General features: G+C 64.0%; 16 protein-coding genes. 5 read left to right on the top strand and 11 right to left on the bottom strand.

Annotated features, from left to right (window positions below; all coding sequences use genetic code 11):
* Positions 1-350 precede the first annotated feature (350 nt).
* The gene (locus tag FYJ68_RS02050) at positions 351-1,349 is read left to right on the top strand and encodes a LacI family DNA-binding transcriptional regulator (protein WP_326832159.1); all 999 of its coding nucleotides are present in this window, start codon (positions 351-353) and stop codon (positions 1,347-1,349) included.
* A 953-nt stretch (positions 1,350-2,302) separates the two neighbouring features.
* Here the strand turns inward: FYJ68_RS02050 and FYJ68_RS02045 are convergent.
* Together FYJ68_RS02045 and FYJ68_RS02040 are read right to left on the bottom strand one after the other, a co-directional pair.
* Positions 2,303-4,813, bottom strand: coding sequence for a phosphoketolase family protein (locus FYJ68_RS02045; RefSeq protein WP_154433633.1), 2,511 nt, complete (start codon positions 4,811-4,813; stop codon positions 2,303-2,305).
* Between the two features lie 78 nt (positions 4,814-4,891).
* Complete coding sequence (locus tag FYJ68_RS02040; protein ID WP_154433632.1) at positions 4,892-5,200, bottom strand: PTS sugar transporter subunit IIB; 309 nt, start codon at positions 5,198-5,200, stop codon at positions 4,892-4,894.
* Between the two features lie 501 nt (positions 5,201-5,701).
* Here FYJ68_RS02040 and FYJ68_RS02035 point away from each other — a divergent pair.
* Positions 5,702-6,484 carry a DeoR/GlpR family DNA-binding transcription regulator gene (locus FYJ68_RS02035; RefSeq protein WP_154433631.1) on the top strand — a complete coding sequence of 261 codons (783 nt, stop codon included), beginning with the start codon at positions 5,702-5,704 and terminating at the stop codon, positions 6,482-6,484.
* Between the two features lie 219 nt (positions 6,485-6,703).
* On the top strand, positions 6,704-7,747 hold the full coding sequence (locus tag FYJ68_RS02030; protein ID WP_154433630.1) for an aldose epimerase family protein: 1,044 nt from the start codon (positions 6,704-6,706) through the stop codon (positions 7,745-7,747).
* A 90-nt stretch (positions 7,748-7,837) separates the two neighbouring features.
* Here FYJ68_RS02030 and FYJ68_RS02025 read toward each other — a convergent pair whose 3' ends face one another.
* The 7 genes from FYJ68_RS02025 to FYJ68_RS01995 form a co-directional block, all read right to left on the bottom strand.
* The gene (locus FYJ68_RS02025) at positions 7,838-8,551 is read right to left on the bottom strand and encodes an L-ribulose-5-phosphate 4-epimerase (RefSeq protein WP_154433629.1); all 714 of its coding nucleotides are present in this window, start codon (positions 8,549-8,551) and stop codon (positions 7,838-7,840) included.
* A gap of 83 nt (positions 8,552-8,634) precedes the next feature.
* A complete protein-coding gene (locus tag FYJ68_RS02020) occupies positions 8,635-10,242 on the bottom strand; it encodes a xylulokinase (protein ID WP_154433628.1) in 1,608 nt (535 codons plus the stop codon).
* A 120-nt stretch (positions 10,243-10,362) separates the two neighbouring features.
* Complete coding sequence (gene araA, locus FYJ68_RS02015; protein ID WP_154433627.1) at positions 10,363-11,859, bottom strand: L-arabinose isomerase; 1,497 nt, start codon at positions 11,857-11,859, stop codon at positions 10,363-10,365.
* Positions 11,860-12,016: 157 nt separating this feature from the next.
* Complete coding sequence (locus FYJ68_RS02010; protein WP_154433626.1) at positions 12,017-12,988, bottom strand: ABC transporter permease; 972 nt, start codon at positions 12,986-12,988, stop codon at positions 12,017-12,019.
* A gap of 12 nt (positions 12,989-13,000) precedes the next feature.
* Positions 13,001-14,494, bottom strand: coding sequence for a sugar ABC transporter ATP-binding protein (locus FYJ68_RS02005; protein WP_154433625.1), 1,494 nt, complete (start codon positions 14,492-14,494; stop codon positions 13,001-13,003).
* A 16-nt stretch (positions 14,495-14,510) separates the two neighbouring features.
* A complete protein-coding gene (locus FYJ68_RS02000; RefSeq protein WP_154433624.1) occupies positions 14,511-15,461 on the bottom strand; it encodes an ABC transporter permease in 951 nt (316 codons plus the stop codon).
* 122 nt (positions 15,462-15,583) lie between these two features.
* Positions 15,584-16,780 (bottom strand): sugar ABC transporter substrate-binding protein, encoded by a 1,197-nt coding sequence (locus tag FYJ68_RS01995; protein WP_154433623.1) that lies wholly within the window; start codon positions 16,778-16,780, stop codon positions 15,584-15,586.
* A gap of 606 nt (positions 16,781-17,386) precedes the next feature.
* Here FYJ68_RS01995 and FYJ68_RS01990 point away from each other — a divergent pair.
* Positions 17,387-18,751 carry a PFL family protein gene (locus FYJ68_RS01990; RefSeq protein ID WP_154433622.1) on the top strand — a complete coding sequence of 455 codons (1,365 nt, stop codon included), beginning with the start codon at positions 17,387-17,389 and terminating at the stop codon, positions 18,749-18,751.
* Positions 18,752-19,799: 1,048 nt separating this feature from the next.
* The gene (locus tag FYJ68_RS01985) at positions 19,800-20,807 is read left to right on the top strand and encodes a serine hydrolase (RefSeq protein WP_195837678.1); all 1,008 of its coding nucleotides are present in this window, start codon (positions 19,800-19,802) and stop codon (positions 20,805-20,807) included.
* 136 nt (positions 20,808-20,943) lie between these two features.
* Here FYJ68_RS01985 and FYJ68_RS01980 read toward each other — a convergent pair whose 3' ends face one another.
* On the bottom strand, positions 20,944-22,182 hold the full coding sequence (locus tag FYJ68_RS01980; protein WP_229771943.1) for an ABC transporter permease: 1,239 nt from the start codon (positions 22,180-22,182) through the stop codon (positions 20,944-20,946).
* A complete protein-coding gene (locus tag FYJ68_RS01975) occupies positions 22,179-22,955 on the bottom strand; it encodes an ABC transporter ATP-binding protein (RefSeq protein ID WP_154433620.1) in 777 nt (258 codons plus the stop codon). Before FYJ68_RS01975 ends, FYJ68_RS01980 begins: the two co-directional genes overlap by 4 nt.

The raw sequence follows: 22,955 nt of genomic DNA, 5'->3' as shown, positions 1-22,955 counted from the left end.
GTAGCACGTTTCGGCGAGGGTGGCGGCTTCGTCCTACAGCTCTCATAAACAGGACTAAACACTTATGTGGAAATCGCTCGGTCCAATCGTGGTCGCAGACGGCTCGCCAGGGAGAAGAGACAGTCCCCTGGGTTTGCCTTGACACACATCCCATTGGTGAATTGCCGCAGTTGAATGGATGTTTTAGAGGTGGTCTCCGCCCGTGTTCCTCCCCCCAGGAAATGCGATGACCGCTGAGCGAGAAGATTGTCTCATTTAAACAAAACCGAACAAATTAGCCTCATCCATGGTTTATTGTTTTCCTCGGTTTTAGGTTTTCTTCTTCGTTAGGTTCCGATTTGGAGGCCACCGTGAAGGTTGGGGTTCGCGACATTAGCCGTCGCACGGGATTCTCCCCCGCCACCGTCTCCAACGCCCTCAACCACAAGCGGGGCGTGAGCAAGAAGACGGCGGAGGCAATCATCAAGGCTGCCCAGGAACTGGGCTACCAGCGTCCCAACAAGCTCGAGAAGATCGTCTTCATCGTGGCGAGGAAGAGCGGTCGCGTGCTGGACGAGTCGGACTTCCACCCCATCGTTATCAACGGGGTGGAGCGCGAGGCAAGGTGCCATGGCCTCTCGACCAACTACGTCACCGTCGACCTCCTGGACCCCGAGAGCGGTCCCCTGCTGCACGAGATGTGCCAGGACCCCACCAACGGAATCGTTCTTTTGGGAACCGAGATGGAGGAGGGCGACTACGCCCCGTTTTACGGCTCCGTGGCACCCCTCGTGATCGTGGACGGCTGGTGCGTCCGCGACTTCATAGAGTCCATCGTGATCTCTAACGAGAGCTCGGCCTACCGCGCCGTGCGCTACCTCATCGACAAGGGCCACACGCGCATCGGGTACCTGCGTGGAGACCTCCAGATCCGCAACTTCCCCCTGCGCAAGCGCGGCTACCTGCTCGCCCTGCGCGAGGCGGGCCTGGAGTTTGACCGCCGCTACGAGGTGACCGTGGGAACCACCATCTCCACCGCATACGAGGCCTCGCGCAGGTGGGTCGCGGCAAACAACGACCTCCCCACCGCGTTCTTCGCCGAGAACGACGTGATGGCGTGCGGCATGATGCGCGCGCTCCTGGAGGCAGGCTATCGCGTGCCGCAGGACGTCTCGTTCGTGGGCTTTGACGACCTGCCCCTGGCGACCGCCATGCTCCCCGCGCTCACCACCCTGCACGTGCCCAAGCACGACATTGGCGAGATCGCGGTGCGCAAGCTCATCGAGCAGGTCCGCGACCCGCACGACTACGTGTGCACCACGCACATCTCCGCCCGCTTCGTCGAGAGGGACAGCGTCGCGCAGGTCTAGGGGCGCGGGTCAGGTACGATGGAGCCCAAGGTCGCGCGCTCCCACACCTCGGCTTGGGAGACGCAGCTCGTTCGGAGCAGCGGCTCACCCCGAGTGGGGTGTTAAAGGGGTGTCAGAGAGGGGCCGGTGAGGTGGGGCTTCGCGGCTAAAAGCGTCTCCGGGCAAGCGTCGAGACGCCACTGCTTAACTCTCCCCGACCCCGTGCGGACGGGACGGTGTGCCCGCTTAGCTGCACTAGCCCTCTAGCGGATTCCGCGTTCTGATGCTTAGCCCTCCTGTCCCTCTTGTGGATTTCGCCTCCAAATGCTTAGCATCTCTAGCCCTCACGCAGACGAGAGAGGCCGAAATCCACACGAGGCAGGGAATCATTAAGCACGCACCCGCCGAATCCGCAGGAGGCCTAGGGGTGTTAAGCCCGCAGGAGACCCGGACTCCCGCAGGCGCCAGGATTTCTTGTGGTGAGTGTCCCTGCCGACCGAGGGGCAGTGCCCTGGGATCCATCCAGAACGGACCCTCCCCCCTGGCAGGAGGGGATGACCCCGACCTGCGTAGGGCACACCTGCCGGATGGGCACCGACCCCTTCCATTCTTTGACTCTGGCACTCCATGGCTTGCGGGAGAACGCGGACTTCCCGCCCCCCTCCCCTGGAAGGGAACTCCCCATCCGCGGCGATGCTCCTTGCTGGGAGGGGTAGGGAAACAGCCCTATCCATTCATTGACCTCGAGAGCCTACCTCCCGCAAGGAGGCACGGGCCTCACGACTCTCGCACGGGATCTCATTCTGAGAGAAGCCCCAGGAACGTGGCCACGACCGCAAACGCCCACAAACAAAAGGGGCCTCCCGCACCCGAAGACGGTGCGGGAGGCCCCTTGTCAGCGGAGTGCTCGCCCGGTTCGTGGGAGAGGGCCGCGGGCACGTTGCTCGCCCCTCTCCCCTGCCGGCTAGCAGGCGCTACTCGTCGTTGTCGCCGCCGGTGGAGGACATGGCCGCCGCGGAGTTGTCCTGGTGGCCGGTGACCTCGCGCCAGACCCACTCGGTGAAGCGCGGGTGATCGTAGCCGTTGTCCACGGCGAACTGGAAGGCCTCGTCGCGGAAGTCGCGCCACTCCTTGATCTGCTTTGCCCACTTCTTGGCATCCAGAATCTCGAGCGCATGCGACGCGAGCGCCCAGCGGTCCATCTCGTTGAGGCGAAGCATGTCGTACGGGGTGGTCGTGGAGCCCTCCTCCATGTAGCCGTGCACATGGAAGTTGTCGTGGTTGGGACGACCGTGGATGAGGCCGTACACCGTGTGCGCATAGGCATGGAAGGCGAAGAGCACGGGCACGTCCTCGCCAAAGAGCTGCTTGAAGCGCTCGTCGGAGATGGCCTCGTCGTTCTCCTCGCTGTCCTGGATGGAGAGGAGCTTGACCACGTTGACGAAGCGGACCTTGATGCCCAGGTCCTGCAGCGCGTCAGAGGTGGCGAGCATCTCGAGCGTTGGGACGTCGCCGCAGCAGGCGAGCACGATGTCGGGCTTCTCGCCCGCAGCGGTGTTGCCCGCCCACTCCCACTCTGCCACGCCCTCGGCGAGCTCCTGCTTGGCCTCGTCGATGCTCTGGAAGGTCGGCGAGGGCTGCTTGCCGGCGAAGATCGCGTTGATCTTGTTGGTGGACTTGTAGGCCTCCTCGCCAACGCACAGGAGCATGTTGGCATCGGCCGGGTAGTACACCTGGACGATGTGGTCGTTGTGGAAGTTCTTGTTCAGCAGCACGTCCACAAAGCCGGGGTCCTGGTGGCTGAAGCCGTTGTGGTCCTGACGCCAGACGTGGCTGGTGAGCAGGATGTTGAGGCTGGAGATGGGCTTGCGCCAGGGGATGTGGCGAACGGTGGCCTCGAGCCACTTGGCGTGCTGGTTGACCATGGAGTCGACCACGTGGATGAACGACTCGTACGAGCTCCACACGCCATGACGGCCGGTGAGCAGGAAGCCCTCGAGGAGCCCCTCGCACTGGTGCTCGGACAGCTGCTCGATGACCGAGCCGGTGCTGCTGAGGTACACGTCGTTCTCGGGGTCGGCGTTGAAGCCGGCGTCCCACTGCTTATCGGTGAGCTTGTACGCCGCCTGAAGGCGGTTGGACGCGGTCTCGTCGGGCCCGAAGAGACGGAACTTGGTGAGGTTGAGCTTGAGGACGTCGGCGGTGTAGTTGCCAAACACGCGAGCCGCCTCGGTCATGCCGCAGCCATGGCCCTTCTCCTTGACCGGAATCTCGTAGTCGTGGATGTCGGGCAGCGTGAGGTCCTCGAGGAGCAGGCCACCGTTGGCGTTGGGGTTGGCCCCCAGGCGCAGGTCGCCCTGCGGCATGAACTCGGTGACCTCGGGGCGAAGGGTACCGTTCTCGTCCCACAGCTCCTGAGGCCTGTAGCTGCGCAGCCAGCTGCGGAGCACACGGAAGTGCTCGTGGGTGTCCTTGGCAGACGCCAGGGGCACCTGATGGGCACGCCAGCTGCCCTCGGTCTTCTTGCCGTCGATGTACTTGGGGCACGTCCAACCCTTGGGGGTGCGGAAGATGATCATGGGGTACTCGGGGCGGGCGGTCTCGCCGGCAAGGGCACGCCACTTGATGTCACAGATCTCGTTGAACACCTGCTCCAGCAGCGCGGCAAAGCGACGGTGGATCGAGATGTGGCTCTCGTCATCAAACCCAGCGGTGAACGTGTAGGGGTGATAGCCCATGCCACGGAAGAACTCGTCACGCTCCTCATCGCTGATGCGGGCGAGGATGGTGGGGTTGGCGATCTTGTAGCCGTTGAGGTGCAGGACGGGCAGAACGATGCCATCGGTGACGGGGTTGATCAGCTTGTTGGTCTGCCAGGACGTGGCGAGGGGGCCGGTCTCGGCCTCGCCGTCACCCACGACGGCGAACGCAAGCAGGCTGGGGTTGTTGAGGACGGCGCCGTAGGCGTGGGAGAGGGTATAGCCGAGCTCGCCGCCCTCGTGGATGGAGCCGGGGGTCTCGGGCGCAAAGTGGCTGGGGATGCCGCCGGGGTACGAGAACTGGCGGAAGAAGCGCTGCAGGCCAGCCTCGTCGTCGGTAATCTGCGGGTAGTGCTCGCGGTAGGTTCCGTCGAGCAGCGACTGGGAGGTGCCGGCAGGTCCGCCGTGACCCGGCCCCATGAAGAACACGACGCTCTGGCCGTGGTCGTGGATGAGTCGGTTGACGTGGCCCATCAGGAAGTTGATGCCGGGCGTGGTGCCCCAGTGGCCAACCAGGCGGTGCTTGACGTCGGCACGGCCGAAGTCGCGCGTCTCGCCCGTCTTCTCGTCAACGAAGTCCTTGCGCATGAGCGGGTTGCTGCGCAGGTAGATCTGGCCCACCGACATGTAATTGGCGGCACGCCAATACCTGTCGACCCAGGCCAGCTCCTCCTCGGCAACCGGTGCGTCGAGCTTCTTCCAAGGTGTTCCAAGCTCCTCGGCCATGAAGGCTTCCTTTCTTTGCCGCGCCCCGTGGGGCGCCCTTGTGACTGCTACGTGGTGCCTGATGGGTGCGGACGGCACCTACTCAGCCACGTCCTCGCCCTTGCTCTTGAGGAAGGCGACGAGACCCGCCTTGATCTCGGGCTTGTCGACGACGTTGCGGATGCCGACCACGTAGGGCAGACCCTCCTTGCCCTGGAGGTCGATGGCCATGTCGGACATGGTGATTACCAGGTCGCCGTCAAAACCCTTGATGTCGTCGATCGTTCCACGCTCGGTCTGGATGGGATAGCCCTCCTCCGCGAGTACCTGATTCACGTTGACGTCGAGGATCTGGCTCATCGCAACCCCAGCGCGGCAGCACACCAGTGCCTTGTACTTCTCTGCCATGACTTGCTCCCTTCCGGCGCAAGAGACTCTCTCGCGCCAAGGCCCTCCCCCGTGCCCACGGCACCGCCGGGAGGCGCATGACTGCATCGGCCGACCGTGCGCAGCGCACGGCGTCTCTTCTCCTAGAAGAGTCCCATATCCTAACCTCACAGTCAATTTGGAACTAAATATTTTTGGGCTTTTTCTACCATCTTTTCTCATAGACCGTTCAACACGTTTATTGACCTCATGATTGTTTTTGGAGCGATGTAAACGCTTGACACAACTTGTTTACCTGTACTGTTATGAGTCTCCAAAATATATATGAACGTTTTGAACCCAACATCGAGCGAATCGTTTATAAATTTCGTTTTTGCATAATTTTGCCGTAGTCTCTCAGTCGAGGCGCAGATCGAGAGAAAAGAAGCCCCCGAAAACGACCGCATGGTTCATAAAATGGTCGTTGGAATCAACTTGCGCGGCACGTAAACGCGCAGAGCGAGCGACGGAGGGGGGCACCGCATGCGGAGAAGCGAGTCCTTCGTAATGAAGCGTCGCGAGGACATAGTCCGCCTCCTCGAGGAGCGCGGGAGGATGGACGTCACGGACCTCGCCGAGCGCTTTGGGGTTTCGCCTCTGACTATCCGTCGCGACCTTGACTACCTGGAGTCGAGGCAACTCGTCTCGCACCAGTACGGTTCCGCAACCCTCGTGAACACGCTGGGGAGGCCCTCAGGCTCCCGCCGCGTCATGGCCAAGAGGGCAATTGCACGACGCGCGGCTGGCTTTGTGGAGGACGGCGACGCGGTCTTTGTGAACGCCAGCTCCACGGCCCTCGACGTGGTCAACCACATCGAGGCGGAAGACGTCTCGGTCATCACCAACAACAGCAAGGTCATGCTCCTGCAGGGCCCACTCAAGCCCACCGTCCTCCTCACAGGCGGGGAGGCCGTGCCACCGCGAGCCTCGCTCACGGGCCAGCTCGCGCTCGACACCATCGGGCGCTTCACCGCCACCAAGTGCTTCATCGGATGCAGCGGCATCAGCGCGAGGGTGGGCCTCACCTCCAACACCGCCCCAGAGCCCACCGTCGATGCGCTCATGCTCGCGCGATCCAGGGCGCACTTCGTCCTGCTCGACTCGGACAAGATCGGCGTTGAGTGCACCTATGCGTTTGGCACCGCCGCCGACGCCGGAACGGTCATCACCGACGACGGAGCGACCGACGAGCAGGTGGAGGAGCTGCTTTCGGCAGGGGTTCGCGAGGTCATCAGGGTCCCGCTGGAGTTGGGGCAGGAGGGGTAGCCGGTCCGTTGGAACGGGCCGCGGGCAAGACGCTCCGAGCCCTCATCGCAGGCATTCGGCGCGCTCCCCGCCCGCGAGGAGAGGCCCCGTTCCCGCAGGCTGCCTTCTGGGACGCGCACACGGCGACCGCTGGTCTCACCCACCGAAACATCGAGCCATGGTCCCCCCGCCACGTTAATGTGAAGGTGTCTATGCACGCACGTTGGCGGGAGGTAGCGGATGTCTGTCGAGACGCGTGGCTTTGGCAGGATGTCGGACGGCAGGGAGGCAAGCCTCGTCGTACTCTCCAACGGGGCGGGGATGCGCGTGGGCGTGTCACAGGTTGGCGCCTGCCTGCAGTCGGTGTTGGTACCTGACGGCAGGGGCAACCTGATCGATGTCCTCCTAGGGCGCGACGGTGCGCCCGGCTACGAGAACAACCCCTCACTCCTCGGCGCCATCGTGGGGCGGTGCGCAAACCGCATCGCAGGCGCCACCTTTGACCTTGGCGGCACCACCTTCCGCCTGGCGAGGAACGAAGGGGAGAACAACAACCACTCGGGCCCGCACATGTGGTTCGAGCGCCTGTGGACCATCGCCTCCGGCCCCGACCAGACCGCGGACGGTGGCGCAACCGTCACGATGGGCCTCCTGAGCCGCACGGGCGACCAGGGGTTCCCAGGCGCGGTCAACGTGAGGGTAACCTATGCCCTCTGGGCGGACAACCGGCTGACCGTGCACTACGAGGCGGAGCCCTCGGCAACGACCATCATCAACCTGACCTGCCATGCGTACTGGAACCTCAACGGGCACGCGTCGGGCTCCGTGCTGGGGCACGCGCTTCAGCTTGAGGCGGAGAGGTACACGCCCGCGGACGAGCACCACATCCCAACGGGTCAGATTCTGGACGTCGCCGGCACACCGTTCGACTTCAGGGCCGCAAAGACCCTGGGCCGCGACGCCACACAGGCAGGAGAGGGGTACGACACCAACTTCGCCCTGCACAACGACGAGCGCGTGGAGCGCGTGGCGACGCTGGCGGGAGACCAGACGGGCATCACGATGGACGTCCTCACCGATGCCCCGGGGCTCCAGGTCTACACCGGCAGGTGGTTGGACGACATCGGGAAGGGCGGCGCGCACTATCGCCCGTATGACGGCGTGGCGCTTGAGGCCCAGTTTTACCCGGACGCCATTCACCACAAGAACTTCCCGCAGCCGGTCTATGCGCCAGGACACCCATTCGTCTCCACAACGACGTTCGCGTTCGGCACGTCTGACTAGGCGGCTCTGGATATCAGAAGGTGCAGAAAAGGGGTGCCGGGCCCATCCGAGTCCGGCACCCCCTGCGTTCCCCCTTCGCGGGGAGGGAGGCTACTTGCCCTGGCCGTAGTAGGCGTTGGGCCCATGCTTGCGCATGTAGTGCTTGTCGAGCAGGTACTGGGGGGCGAGCGCTTCCTCAATGGGCTTGCCCGCCGACACGCAGAGCTGCTCGGTATGGAGCGCCATCTTGGCGACCTCCTCGATCACCACGGCGTGATACACCGCCTGGGCGGCATCCTTGCCCCAGCTGAACGGGCCGTGGTTGCGCACGAGGCAGCCAGGGTGAGAGACCGGGTCGAGGTCCTTGAAGCCCTCGACGATGACCTTGCCCGTATTGAGCTCGTAGGCCTCCTCGATCTCGTCCTTGGTGAGGCCGCGCATGCACGGAACCTCGCCATAGAAGTAGTCTGCCTGCGTGGTGCCGTAGCAGGGAATGGGGCGTCCTGCCTGGGCCCAGGAGACCGCCTGGCTAGAGTGGGTGTGGACGATGCCGCCGACGTTGTCCCACTGACGATACAGGTAGGCGTGCGTCGGGGTGTCGCTCGACGGGTTGAGGTCACCCTCGACGACATTGCAGTCAAAGTCGCAGACCACCATGCTCTCTGGCGTGAGCTCGTCGTAGGGCACGCCGGAGGGCTTGATCACAAAGAGGCCCCTCTCGCGGTCGACCTGTGAGGCATTGCCCCAGGTGAACACAACAAGTCCGTACTTTGGCAGGTCCATGTTGGCCTCGTAGACCTGCTCGCGGAGCTCCTTCAGCATCATGTCGAGAAACCTTTCTCTGGATTGGAAGGGCACCGGAAGTACCCGTGCTGCCCTCCCCATAGCCGACCTTCAGTTGCAGAGCCCTACGCCATCTGGCGCTCGAGCTCCCTCTCCGCCTCGTTGGCACGACGGAAGTCTGCCAGCCAGGCGCGATAGCCCTCGACGTCCGCGGGATCGGGCTCCAGCGTGACCTGCTCCATGCCGCCAAACACCTTCTGATCGAGGTAGTGGGAGAGGGTCTCGCCCTCCTCCTTGTGAATCATGTAGGAGGCTGCGACCGCCTGGCCCCAGGCACCGCCCTCGCCCGCCGTCGCCATCACGGTGACGGGGGCGTCAAGCGCCGCCGCGAGAATGGATTGCGCGACCTTGGGGGTCTTGAAGATGCCGCCGTGACCATACAGGCGGTCGATCTTCACGCCCTCCTCGCGCAGGGCCTCGTTGCCCACAGCCAGCGCACCGAACGCGGCCATGATGTGCTCGCGCATGAAGTTGGCGATGGTCAGGCGAGCGTCTGGCCTGCGGGCAAACAGAGGATAGCCGGTCTGGACGCCCATGACCGTCTCGCCCGAGATGAACGGGGTCGAGACCAGGCCGCCTGCGTCCTTCTCGCCCTCGAGTGCCTTATTGAACAGGGTCGTGAACACCTGGCCCTTGTCGACCTCCTGGCCCATGGCGCGGGAGTAGTCGACGAGCAGGTTGACCCAGTCGTTGATGTCGGAGGTGCAGTTGTTGCAGTGGACCATGGCCACGGGATCGCCCACCGGGGTGGTGACCAGGTCGATCTGCGGCACGGTGGCATCCTTGAGCGCGTGCTCCAGCACGACCATGGAGAAGACCGAGGTGCCGGCAGAGACGTTGCCGGTGCGCGGGGCCACGCTGTTGGTGGCGATCATGCCCGTGCCCGCGTCTCCCTCGGGCGGGCAGACGGGGCAGCCTGCCTCGAGGTCGCCATCGTGGTCGAGGAACCTCGCACCCTCGGGGGTCAGATGACCTGCCACGTCACCCGCGACGAGCACCCTGGGGAGAAGGTCCTCGACCTTCCACGCAACGCCCTTCTCCGCCACGAGCTGGTCGAAGGCGGCAATCTTCTGTGCGTCGTAGTCGTGGGTCTGGGAGTCGATGGGGAACATGCCCGAGGCATCGCCCACGGAGAGGACATGCTCGCCAGTGAGGCGACGGTGCGCGTAGCCCGCGAGCGTGGTGAACGACGCGATGTGGGGCACGTGCTCCTCGCCATCCAGGACCGCCTGGTACAGGTGGCTCACGCTCCAGCGCTCGGGGATGTGAAACGCGAAGAGCTTGGAGAGCTCGTGGGCCGCGCGCGTGGTGGTGGTGTTGCGCCAGGTGCGGAACGGAACCAGCAGCCTGCCCTCGCCGTCGAAGGGGAGATACCCGTGCATCATGGCCGAGACACCCAGCGCGCCGAGCCGCCTGAGCGTCACGCCGTAGCGCTGGCGCACATCCTCCTTGAGCGACGCGTACGCCGCCGCGATGCCGTTGTCGAGCTCCTCCTGGGCATAGGTCCAGTAACCGTCGACGAGGGAGTTCTCCCAGTCGAAGGTGCCCACCGCGATGGGGTCGTTGCCCTCGTCCACAAGGACTGCCTTGATGCGCGTTGAGCCGTACTCGATGCCAAGGGAGCACCTGCCCCCCTCGAGCTGCTCTTTGACCTGCTCCTTGGTTGCTGCCATGTTCGTCTCTCCACTTCTTGGAAGATGCGGCCGCACCCCCTGCCGAGGGCGCGGCCGCATGCGTTGAGTATGTGTGCCACCTATCGGCCGCAAGGCCGACCGGTCACGCGACGGGCGCCCCTAGCGGTATGCGACCTCGCCCAGGAGCAGGTCGCGCTTGAAGTCGCGGATGGTGGTGTTCTCGTCGATGACGGCGCACTCGACGCCCATGAGCTCGGCCCAGTCGGCCATCTGGTCGACGGTGAGGTCATAGGTGAAGGCGGTGTGGTGCGCGCCACCGGCGTAAATCCAGGCCTCCGTGCCGACCTTGAGGTTGGGACGAGGCGTCCAGAAGACGGTGCCGGTGGGGAGCATGGGCATGGGCTTCTCGACCTTCTTGGCGTCGACCTTCTGGACGATGAGGCGGAAGCGGTTGCCCAGGTCAATCAGCGAGGTTGCGATGGCCGGGCCCTCCTTGGCGGTAAAGATGAGACGCGCGGGATCCTCGCGCTCGCCCATCGAGAGCGGCGTCACGCGGATTGCCAGGCGCCCGTCTGCCACGGAGGGATCGACCTCGCTCATGTGGCTCTCGAGGATGCCCTCCTTGCCCGGGACCAGGTTGTAGGTGTAGTCCTCCATGAGCGCGGAGCCCTTGGCGTCCTTCTGGCCCGCGGTCATGACCTTCATCAGACGCACCATGGCAGGCGTCTTCCAGTCGCCCTCGGGGCCAAAGCCGTAGCCCTTCTGCATCAGGCGCTGGATGGAGAGCGACGGCAGCTGCTTGAGGCCACCAAGGTCGCCAAAGTGGTCGGAGAAGGCGTTATAGCCATGCTCGTCGAGGAAGCGCTCGATGCCGATCTCCTGGCGCGCCTGGACCTCCACGTGGCGACGGAACTCCTCGGGGTCGCGGCCGTCGAGCACGAGCTCGTAGGTGTCGTAGTACTCGTCGGTAAGGGCCTTGACCTCGGCGTCGGAAACCGCGTCGACGTAGGGAACGAGGTCGTTCACGGGCCAGGCGTCAACGGTCCAGCCAAACTTCTGCTCGGCCTCGACCTTGTCGCCATCGGTCACGGCAACGTTGCGCATGGTGTCCGCAAAGCGGCAGACCTTGATGTTGCGGCTCTCGTTGACGCCGACGGCCACGCGCATCCACTCGCCGAGCTCGCGCTGCGCCACGGGGTCCTTCCAGAAGCCAAACACGATCTTGTGGGGGATGCGCATGCGGGCGAAGATGTGCCCGAACTCGCGCTCGCCATGGGCCGCCTGGTTCTCGTTCATGAAGTCCATGTCGATGGTGTCGTACGGGATCTCCTCGTTGTACTGCGTCGCAAACTGGCACAGCGGCTTGCGGAGGTCCTGCAGGCCGTGGATGTAGCTCTTGGCGGGCGAGAAGGTATGGGCCCAGGTGATGATGCCCGCGCAGTCGGGATCCATGTTGGCTGCGTTGAACGTCTGGCTGATGACGTCGCTGGTGAGCAGGTTGGGCTTGCACACGATCTGGTAGGGGATGAGGTCGGAGGCGTTGAGGGCCTCGACGACCTCCTGTGCGTGGGCCTGAACGTGCTCCAGCACCTCGTCACCATAGAGGTCCTGGGTGCAGGGGCAGAACCAGAACTGATACTTCTTGATTTGTAGCATTTGACTACCTCCCTAAAGTGTATGCGTGGAAGCAAGGTGTCTGGGGTGTGGGAGGCCCGACGGGGCCTCCCACGGAGGCAAGGGGCGGGACGGTTGGGACGCTTGTCCTGGCCACCCCGTCGCCCCGACGGCGGAAGCCGCCGGGAGGGAGCACGGACTACTTGATGACCTGGCCGGACTCGCGGTCGGAGAACAGTGCGAGGAAGATGAGGAAGACGATGCCCATGATGAGCTGCTTGGGCGCCGCCTCGAACCCCATCATCGAGAGGCCGCGGTCGAGGATGCAGTAGGTGAGGACGCCGACCACGATGTTGGAGAAGCGCACCTTTGCGCCGCCGGAGATGGGCAGGCCGCCAAGGACGAGCGCCAGCATGATCTGGGTCTCCATCATGTTGCCGCCGGTCGCGGTGACCGAACCGTTGCGGATGGCGAGGATAAAGGCGGAGAAGCCCGTGATGGCGCCAGCAGCGATGTACACGAGGGTCTTGGTCTTCTGGACCTTGATGCCCGCGAAGCGCGCCGCGGTCTGGGAGGCGCCGATAGCCTTGAGGTTGGCTCCCAGCGGGGTGAAGGTGAACACGAGGTAGAAGACCACGAGGCAGATGATCGTGATGGTCATGAGCAGCATGGGGTCGTTGTAGTCGGCCTGCAGGTATCCTGCGCCCTGTGCGGGGGCGTCGGTGGTGAGGAACGCGACCACGCCACGAAGCAGGAACATGGTGCAGATCGTGACGATGAACGATGCGATCTGGCGACGGACGTGGAAGTAGGCGTTGAGCGCGCCGATTGCGGCGCCCGTGGCGATGCCACCGAGGATGGCGAGCGGCAGGCTCACCTTCGAGAGCACGCAGACCACAATGCAGCACAGGCCGATCATGGAACCCTGCGAGAAGTCGAGCGAGCCCATGGTCATGATCATGAACACGCCGATGGACGAGATCATGAGCGTGTAGGTGGAGTTGAGGATCAACCTGATGTTCTTGGGGTTGACCAGCCTCCCGTGGGTGGCCACCGCGAAGAACAGGACGATGACCACGAACCCGATGATCGGGAGGATGTTGCGAACGTTGAACTTGGGACGGATCGCGGTGTCTTCGGCCGTGACCGTCGCGGTGTTGGTGTCAGCCATCCCTTGAGCCTCCTAAACCATGAGAGAGATGAGGTCGTTCTCGGTGAGGTCACGGGAGCGCTCCAGCTCGCCGGCGACCTTGTGGTCCTTCATCACGAGGATCCGGTCGCACATGCCGATGAGCTCCATGATCTCCTCGGAGATGACGAGGATGGCCTTGCCCTGCTTGCGCATCTCGTCCATGAGGTTGTAGATGTCGGCCTTCACCTTGATGTCGATGCCACGCGTGGGCGAGTCGAGCACCAGGATGTCAGACTCGGCGCCCAGCCAGCGGGCCAGGACGACCTTCTGCTTGTTGCCGCCGGAGAGCGCGGAGACGAACTGGCTCACGCCGACCATCTTTACGGACATCTGCTTTGCGTACTTCTCCGCGAACTCGCGCTCGTGCTTGGGCGAGAGGGGCTTCTTCATCTTGCGCAGGGACGGCAGGGTGATGTTGTCCTGGATGGTGTCCGCAATGAGCAGCGACTCGTTGTCACGGTCCTTGGAGGCGTATGCGATCGAGTGGTCGATGGCGGCGTTGATGTCGTCGATCGGGGTCCCGTCGCCCAGCTTGACCTCGCCGGTGCGGTTGTAGGAAGCGCCGAACAGGGCCTTACCGACCTCGTGCATGCCGCATTCGGAGAGTCCGCCGATGCCCAGGATCTCGCCCTTGTGGAGCTCGAGGGAGAGGTTCTCCAGCTGGCCGGGGACCGAGACGTCCTTCATCGAGATCGCGACGTCGCCGGCGAGGCTCTGGTCGTAGTCCTCGCGATAGTAGTGCTCGCTCATCTTGCGGCCGACCATGAGGGTCTTGAGCCCGTCCTGGTCCACCTCCTTGGCATCGACAGTCTTGATGAACTCGCCGTCGCGCAGGATCGAGATGGTGTCGGACATCTCGAGGACCTCGCCCATGTCGTGGCTGATGAAGATGACCGTGCGGTTGTCGTCGCGGACGTCCCTCATCACGCGGAAGAGCTCCTCACGGCCGCTCTGCGAGAGCGCCGTGGTGGTCTCGTCCACCACGAGGACCTTCGGCTTGAACCAGGTTGACTTGACGATCTCGACCAGCTTGCGGTCCTCGAAGTTGTAGTGCTCGATGGGGTCGGTCGCCTTGATGTGCGCCAGGCCGTAGCCGTCGAGCAGCTCCTGGGCCTTCTTGTACATGGCGGCGGTGTTCTTAATCCCCTTGCTCATGAACTGGTCCTCGTCGCCCAGGAACATGTTCTCGGCGACGGTGAGGCCGTCGAGCGTGCCCTGCTCCTGCACGATGACCGCGGCGCCATGGTGGTTGGCGTCGACCTGGTTCTTGGGGGCAATCTTCTCCCCGTCCAGCTCGAAGGTGCCGCCGCCGATGGTGATGATGCCAGTGAGCATGTTGGTGAACGTGGACTTGCCCGAGCCGTTCTCGCCTATGAGCGCGTGAATCTCGCCCTTGTAGAAGTCGAGGGAGACGTGGTCCACTGCGTGCGTGGGCCCAAAGCGCTTGTCGATGCCCACGGCATGAAGCATGATTTCCTTTGCCATTGCGAGTCCCCCTTCCCTACTTGACCACGGCGCCGTTGACGCGCTTGGTGGTGAGCGTGACGATTGCGAGCAGCGTTGCTCCGGTGACGATGTTGTTGACCGTGGTGGGCATGCCGATGGCGACGAAGCCCGCGAAGATCATGGCGACGATGTACTCGCCGATGAGGATCGAGACCACGGGGTGGCCGTACTTCTTGAATGCCAACCCGAAGAAGGTGCCCATGAGGGGCTGGAAGTTGAGCGCCTGGGAGAGCATGCCGGTCTGCGGGGTCTGCGCGGTGCCGTAGCCCAGGTAGAGGATTGACATGATGCCCACGAAGGTGCCGCAGAGGGTGAACGCGATGGCCTTGTACTTGTCGACGTCCACGCCCATGTTCTTTGCGACGAGCTCGTTGGCGCCGATTGCGTTGGTGTACGTACCGATCTTGGTGTACTTGAGAATGAACCAGCACAGCAGGTACGCGAGGACGGCAACGATCAGGTTCCAGGGATAGGCGCCAAAGAGCTTGTAGGCGTCGTCCAAACGCGTGCCGTTGATGTCGGCGACCCACACCGAGAAGCTCTCATAGATGAGGGAGAGGCCCGTGGTCACGATGATCGAGGGGATGTGCATCTTGATGTAGGCGATGCCGTTGCAGAAGCCCAGCAGGAAGCCGACCAGGATGGGGATCACGATGACCGAGAGCCACCCGAGCTTGGGGATGAAGGCGATGGCCATGAGCTCGGACAGGATGAGCATCGCGCCGATGGAGAAGTCGAACAGCCCCATGACGCAGATGAAGTACAGTCCGCAGCCGCCCACGGCGTAGATGAGGGCGGACTGCAGGTACGACAGGAGCTTGTCCGGCGCGCCGAAGGTCGCGGGGGCAGCCACCTTGAAGATTGCCCAGATGATGACGGAGATGACGAGGAGGAGCCCTACGCCGTACCACTGGCTCGTCTTCGCCTTTTTGAGAAACGATTGCATCAATCGCTCCTTCCTTCCAATCGGGGGATTGCATCCTCAGAACAGGGAGGGGGCCCAACGTACCCTGGCCCCCTCCCAACCGTTCTCGTCGTGGCGCCTCGCCGGCGCAGGCGAGCTTGGTCCTACTTGGAGTGACGGCTCTTCACGTCGTCGATCGAGAGCGAGGTCGCCGCCTTGTCGAGCGCGTCGAAGTCGTCCTTTGCGAGCTCCTTGATCTCGTCGTCCGTGTAGGGAGCCTCGTCGACGAAGTACTTCTTGTAGTTGGCGTAGTCCTCGGAGCTGGAGACGTAGACGTACGGGAACTTGATCTCCTTGCCGAACTCGCCCTCCTTGACCTCGAGCTTGCCGGTGCAGGCCTGGTAGGTGAGGATGAAGGCGTACAGCGGGTCGCAGAAGTGGCCGCCGGACTCGGCGAAGATGCCGCCGGTCTTGAGCTGGTCCTCAAGGTCGTCCAGGAAGTCCGTGGAGACGACGGAGATCTTGCCGGTCAGGCCCATGTTCTTGAGCTGGCCGATGGAGCCCACGAGCGGGTCGCCGCCACCGCCGGCGACGATCAGGGCGTCCATGTCGGGGTAGGTGTTGACGAACTGCTCGGTGACCTTGGCGCCTTCGGCGGAGCTGGTGTTGGCGTAGACGGGGTCGGTCATCGTGGCCTTGTCGTCAGGGTGCTCCTTGTTCCACTCGTCCAGGCCCTCCTTGTAGCCCTGCCAACGAAGCTGGAACGTTGCATCGCCGACCGTCCAGCCCTCGAGGCAGATGCTGCGGGCGCCGGTCTTGTTGGGGCCACCCTTCTCCAGGAGGAGGTTCATGAGCGTCTTGCCGTTGAGGACCTCGTCCTCATGGACGGCTCCCACGTAGAACTTGGAGTTCTCGGCCGCCTTGTAGACGTCGGGCGAGTTCTCCTTGGAGATGATGCGGTAGAACTGCGTGACGTACATCTCGTTCTCGTTGCAGGTGTTGATGACGGAGGTCATCTCGGAGTCCGCGGAGTTGCAGATGATCATGCCGTTGCAGCCTGCCGCGGCGAGGGTCTCGGCGGAGGCGGTGACCTGCTCGGAGACATGGCCCTGGTCAACGAACTGGGTCTCGACACCCAGGATCTTCGCTGCCTTCTTCACGATGTCGGCCGAGAGCTTGCCCAGCGCGTCCGTGGAGCTCCAGATGGAGACGCCGATCTTGACATCGCTGCCGCCATCAGAGGAACCGGAGTCGGAACCCGACCCACTGCCGCTGCAAGCGGAGAGCAGAGCTGCCGCGCCAAGGCCAGCACCGGTGACACCGGAAAGCTTCAGGAAGCCACGCCTAGAAACATTGACCATACTAAATACTCCCTTCGAAACCCCTGTACCTGTGTTCGTGCTTGAGACACCGTTGGCGAATCAACCGGATGCGGAGAGTAAACGGTTCGTAATCGGTTTTTTCTCTCCTGGACCACATTGTTTAGTGGATGTTTAGTTCCTTCGGACGAAACCTTTGTGCCGTTCCTCTCCAAGCCGCTTTGCTTCGCCTGGTTGCCTCTGTCGAGAATCGGTGGCATTTAACTGGTGTTATTGCCACCCCTCTTCCTCACAAACAGTTCTACTCCCGTTCAGTTTGAGTTCGAATCCCCTCTCCCGTGAGTGGTTAGAAACATGTGTTGAACGGACTTCGGTTCGGTGATTTTTAAACAGTGGGAACGGTTTTACGTGCTGTAAATTAACGAACGTTTTGTTCTATTGTTTAGTTCTGAAATTTGGCTCGAGCTTGCAGGGGTGACCTTCTCGCCCAGCTTCAGACGGAGACGGGCGCGCGTCATGTGCCAGGCACCCCATGTGGATGTTGGGAGGTGCGCTCGGCAGCCCGCCCACGTCAATCACCTGAAACCTTTGCGCTGTATCATGGCTGCAAACAGCACGTACGCAACCACTATCCCGCAAGGAGCACGCATGGCCATCACCCCAGAAGAGGTCGCCGAGACCCTGAACATGGTCTCGCAGCAGAACCTCGACCTCAGGACCATCACCATGGGCATCTCGCTCTATGGGTGCGCGGACGAGGACATGGACCGGATGTGCACGAAGGTGTACGACCGAATCACCAAGACCGCCGAAAACCTGGTCCCCGTGGCGACGCAGCTCGAGCGCGAGTATGGCATCCCCATCGCGAACAAGCGTGTCTCGGTGACGCCCATTGCCCAGATTGCCGCCGCCTGCCCCGACAAGGACCTGACCCCCATAGCCCACGCCATGGACAGGGCGGCCGAGTCCCTGGGCATTGACTTCATGGGCGGCTTCAGCGCCCTGGTCCAGAAGGGGATGGGTGATGCCGACCGCAGGCTCATCGACTCGATCCCCCAGGCGCTCGCCTCCACCACCAGAGTCTGCTCCAGCGTCAACGTCGCAAGCCTGCGAGCGGGCATCAACATGGACGCCGTGCTCCTTCTCGCCCAGAAGATGATCGACTGCGCCCGCCTGACCACCGACATCGACTGCTATGGCGCCGCCAAGCTCGTGGTGTTCAGCAACATGGTGGAGGACTCCCCCTTTATGGCGGGTGCCATCCACGGCTCGGGCGAGGCCGATGCCGTCATCAACGTGGGCGTCTCGGGCCCCGGCGTCATGGCCGCCGCCCTTCGCGACCTGCCCGAGGGCGCAGACCTCATGGAGGTCGCCGAGCGCATCAAGCAGACCGCGTTCAAGATCACGCGCGCGGGCGAGCTCATGAGCCGCGAGGCGGCGCGTCGCCTTGGTGCCGAGAAGGGCATCGTCGACCTGAGCCTGGCACCCACCCCCGCAGCCGGCGACTCCGTCGCCGAGATCCTGGAGATCATCGGGGTCGGCGAGTGCGGCGGACCCGGCACCACCTGCGCCCTCGCACTGCTCAACGACTGCGTGAAAAAGGGCGGCGTCATGGCCAGCTCGAGCGTGGGCGGTCTCTCTGGCGCCTTCATTCCCGTTTCCGAGGACGCCGGCATGATTCGCGCGGCGGAGGACGGCGCACTCTCCATCGAGAAGCTCGAGGCCATGACCTGCGTGTGCTCGGTGGGGCTGGACATGATCGCCATCCCGGGCGACACCCCCGTCGAGGCGATCGCCGGCATCATCGCGGACGAGATGGCCATCGGCGTGATCAACGCCAAGACCACCGCGGTGCGCCTGATTCCCGCCATCGGCAAGAGCGAGGGTGACATGCTCGAGTTTGGCGGACTCTTTGGCTCCGCACCCGTGATGCCCGTCAACCGCCACGCGGGGAGCGTCTTCGCCCATCGCGGCGGCCGGTTCCCCGCTCCTCTCAACTCTCTCAAGAACTAACTGGCAAGGCAACAGCTACCAAGCGCGGGCGATTGGGTGACCAGTCGTCCGCGTTATATTGTGTCCCGTACGGCTTCGTGGGAGGGTCTCCGTTTCGCCACCCACCGTTGAAGGGCTAGCTCAAAAACCAAAAGTTGGTTCCCCGAGAAGAAGGGCTCGACGAAGGAGAGGGTCGCAGACGCCACCCATGGGAGCATCTCCATCCCGGACGGGAGGGGCACACGCCATCCCGCTGGCAGCAAACGCCCCGCGTGAGCACTTTTCGTGGGCGGTCAGCCAGGGGAAGACCAGGTCTCCACGACATCCACGCAGGTAAAGAGCCTAAGGGGTACGGGCTTCTCCCGTCGATGGCAGCAAACTCCCGATGTGAGCACTCGCATCGGGAGTTTGCTGCCAAATAGCTCACACGCCGGGTTCGAATGGCAACGAGCACCTGAAGTGAGCACTCATATCGAGAGCCCGCTACCATCCGATGGGAAAGTGCCAAAGAGGCGGCCGGTGCCCAGCGCGCACGGATGAGCCAACCTAGCCTAGAAGGTGAACGGCCCGTCCCATTCTTAGACCATTGATAGCCCCACGAGCCCGGCAATCCACCGATTGCCGCTCCCCTCAAAAGCGATTCGTCCCCTCTGGGGCCATGGGGAGAAGCCTCAACCAAGGTGGTTAAGCTCCTCTCCCCCAGGGACGCATTGCTGAAAGTCTGCCAATCCGGTCTTTGACTATTCTTGTGAACATTGGAAAGACCCTTAGGGGTCTGCAGGGAATGGACAGGGGATACCAGGCAATGGACAGGCGAGAGGAACGCGGCCCACATCGTCGCGAGGCAACCCCCAGGCACCCATCGGGGGATGCCCGCGAAGACGGCGACCGCCGCCGCGGGGGCGCTGCGCGGCGTTTTGGGGCATCGTCCCTCTCACATTCGCACGGGCATCGCGACCATGGCAGCGGATCGGCAGACGCCAGAGCATCTCGGCCCTCTGAACGGCCCAGCGGGCATGAAGGAGGAGCGACCCCTCCCCCTGGCGGACGGCGCGGTGGGGGGCGTCGGGTGTCGCCGCAACGCAGGCGCGATGGCTCCTCTCCCCTGCCTGACAACTATCGCGAGGTCGCGGCGGTGTCCGTCGCGGCTGCAGTGGCGATCATGCTGGGCCTGGGCGCGCTGGAGGGACGTGCCTCGCGGTCGGCCGACTCGACGGCAAACTCCGACTCGGCCGCGGTCGCAACCCAAGCGGACTCGGTCGCAGACGCCCGCATGGAGGCGGCGGAGACCCAGAGCGCGACCGTTAGCTCCGGCACGCTGGAGGTCACCGGCATAGCGCGGGACGGCTCCACGCAGGAAGTCAGCGACCTTGAGTCCGCCATCAGCAGCTTTGAGGCCAACGGCTGGTCGCTTGGAATCTACCTCGAGGACCTGAACGGCGAGACGCGCATCTCGTACAACGCCGAGTCGAGCTTCTACACGGCGAGCAGCATCAAGGGCCCCTACGTGTGCGCCCTGCTCCAGGAGCTGGTGGACACGGGCCAGGTGAGCTGGGAGGACGTGAGTGACCGCGTGACCCGCACCATCGTTGACTCGGACAACGACGCCTACGCCAGCCTGGTGGAGCAGTACGGGCAGGACTTCTTTGTGTCGTGGCTGGACGAGCACGACGTGTCGCTTGGCCCGTACGAGACGCGGCAGCAGTACGTAGCCTGGAAGTACCCCCACAGCACGCCCCACCAGCTGGCAGAGGAATGGAAGGCAGTCTACGCCTACCTGAGCAGCGTGAGCGGCCACTCGTCCGACCTCGCCGGCCTGTTTCAGGCAAGGACCACCTCGCCCATGGCAGACGTTCTGGGCGATCGGTACGTGACCTGGTCAAAGGCGGGCTGGTATCCCAAGGACGAGAACGCCCTCTTTGGCAAGGCGGCAAACGACGCCGGGGTCGTGCTAGTGCCGGACTCCGAGGGAGGCCCGTACATCATGGTGGTGATGTCGACCGCCCCGGCGGAGCTTGACCAGCTGGAGCCCGTGATATCGGCCCTCGACACGCTGGATGCGGCGGAGAGGGGCTAGGCGTCTCGGTCGCCAGCAATCCCGTCGGGATGGGCCGCAATCCAGCCGTGGCGCATCTCTCCCCTGCCAGCGTAACGCACCCCGCACCACCCGAGGGCGATGCGGGGCACGCGACGGCACCTCAAATCCGATGCAGCTACTGGTAACGCAGCGCCTCGACCGGGTCGAGCCGCGCCGCCCGTCGGGCGGGGTAGTAGCCAAACAGCAAGCCCACGACCACGCAGATGCCCGTGGCGAGCAGAACCGCCTCGGGCGACACCGCCGGGACGATCTTGGTGTCGCCCATGCCCAGCGAGCTGGTGGGGATGGCGAGCGCGAGCGCCCATGACCCGCCATAGCCCAGCGCCACGCCCAGGATGCCGCCGATGACGCTGATGGCGATGGACTCGGCCAGGAACTGCGCGGTGATGTCCCCCCTGGTGGCACCGAGGGCTCGACGGAGCCCGATCTCTCTGATCCTCTCCGTGACGTTGGTGAGCATCATGTTCATGATGCCGATGCCTCCGACCAGGAGCGATATGCCCGCGACTGCGCCGGCAAGGAGGCTGAAGGTGGACGAGAAGCTGTCGAGCTGGTCGATGACCGACTTCATGGTCTGCACCTGGACCGTGTCGCCCATGGAGTCGGACCCGTCGCTGGAGCCCTGCGAGGTGACGCCCAGGATGGACTCCAGGCGCTCCTTGGTGCGCGTGGCAACCTGGTCCACGTCCGCCCCCTCGTGCACGATGCCGGTGAGCGAATCGTAGGTGAGCTGTCCGCCCATCCACAGGTTGGCGCACGTTTGGGCGGGGACCCACATCATGCCCTGCCCCTGGCCCATGCCGGAGTCCGTCTCCGCGATGCCGACGACGGTGAACTCGGCGGAGTCGAGCTTGAAGGTCTTCCCCACTGCGTCATAGTCGGCACTCCCAAAGATCTGCCGCACGTCGTCCGTGGTGAGGACGCACACGTTGGCCCCCGAGCTCGCCTCGGAGTCGCTCCACAGTCTGCCCGAGGTGACCTTGGCGCCCGAGCTGGTGACCGTGGAGGCTGCACATCCCATGGCGGTCATCTGGACGCTGCCGCCCTGGGTCTTCACGGTGCCGCCGCCATACGTGACGCCATCCAGGCTCTCGTACTCGGGCATGGCGGAGCGGAGCGAGTCCACCTGCTGCTCGCCCAACCCGCTGCCGTTGACGTAGATGCTGACGGTCCTGGCGGCGTTGAGGCCCAGGCTGCCCACGAGCGCGTTTCGCATGCCCCCGATGAGCGAGGTCATGGCGATGACGGCGGCGATGCCGATGACGATGCCCAGCACGGTGAGCAGGGTCCTGCCGCGGTTTGCCTCGAGCGAGCTGGTGGTCTCGCGCAACAGGTCGCGCATGGTCATGGTCATACCGACGGCACCTCCCTCAGGCGCTTGGTGCGCCCCTCTCCCGTTGCTGCGGGAGAGGAGAGCTGCCCCCATCCCTGGTCCACGCCCTCGTCGGGGGTGGCGACGAGCCTGCCGTCCAGCATGTGGAGCGTGCGGTCCGCGCGGGCGGCAACGTGCGGGTCGTGCGTGATGAGGACGATGGTCTTCCCCTTGTCGCGGAGCCGGGCGAAGGTCTGCATGACCATCTCGCCCGTGGCGGAGTCGAGGTTGCCCGTGGGCTCGTCCGCGAGGATGATCGCCGGGTCCGCCACGACGGCACGGGCGATGGCGACGCGCTGCATCTGCCCGCCGGAGAGCTGGTTGGTCCTGTTGTCGTAGTGGTCAACGGGAAGCGAGACCTCGTGGAGCGCCCGGACCGCGCGCTCCTCCCTCTCGCCGTACGGGACCCCGGCAAACACGAGCGGGAGCATCACGTTGCGCAGCACGGTGTAGGTGGGCAGCAGGTTGAACGACTGGAACACGAACCCGATGCGCCGGGCGCGCACGAACGAGAGCTCGTCGTCGGTGAGACGTGCCACGTCCAGGCCCTCGAGGTGATAGGTGCCAGTGGTAGGGGTGTCCAGGCAGCCGAGGATGTTCATGAGCGTTGACTTGCCCGAGCCAGACGGCCCCATGATCGCGAGGAACTCCCCGCGCTCGACCGTGAGGGACACCCCCCTCAGCACGTGGTTGAGGCCCGCGGCGGTCTCGAAGATGCGGTGGATGCCGCGCATCTCTATTACGGGAGCGGTCAT

This window comes from Olsenella porci, from assembly GCF_009695875.1.
Classification (GTDB): domain Bacteria; phylum Actinomycetota; class Coriobacteriia; order Coriobacteriales; family Atopobiaceae; genus Olsenella_H; species Olsenella_H porci.
Note: the sequence above shows the minus strand (reverse complement) of the source record. Positions and strands in the feature narration are given on the sequence as shown.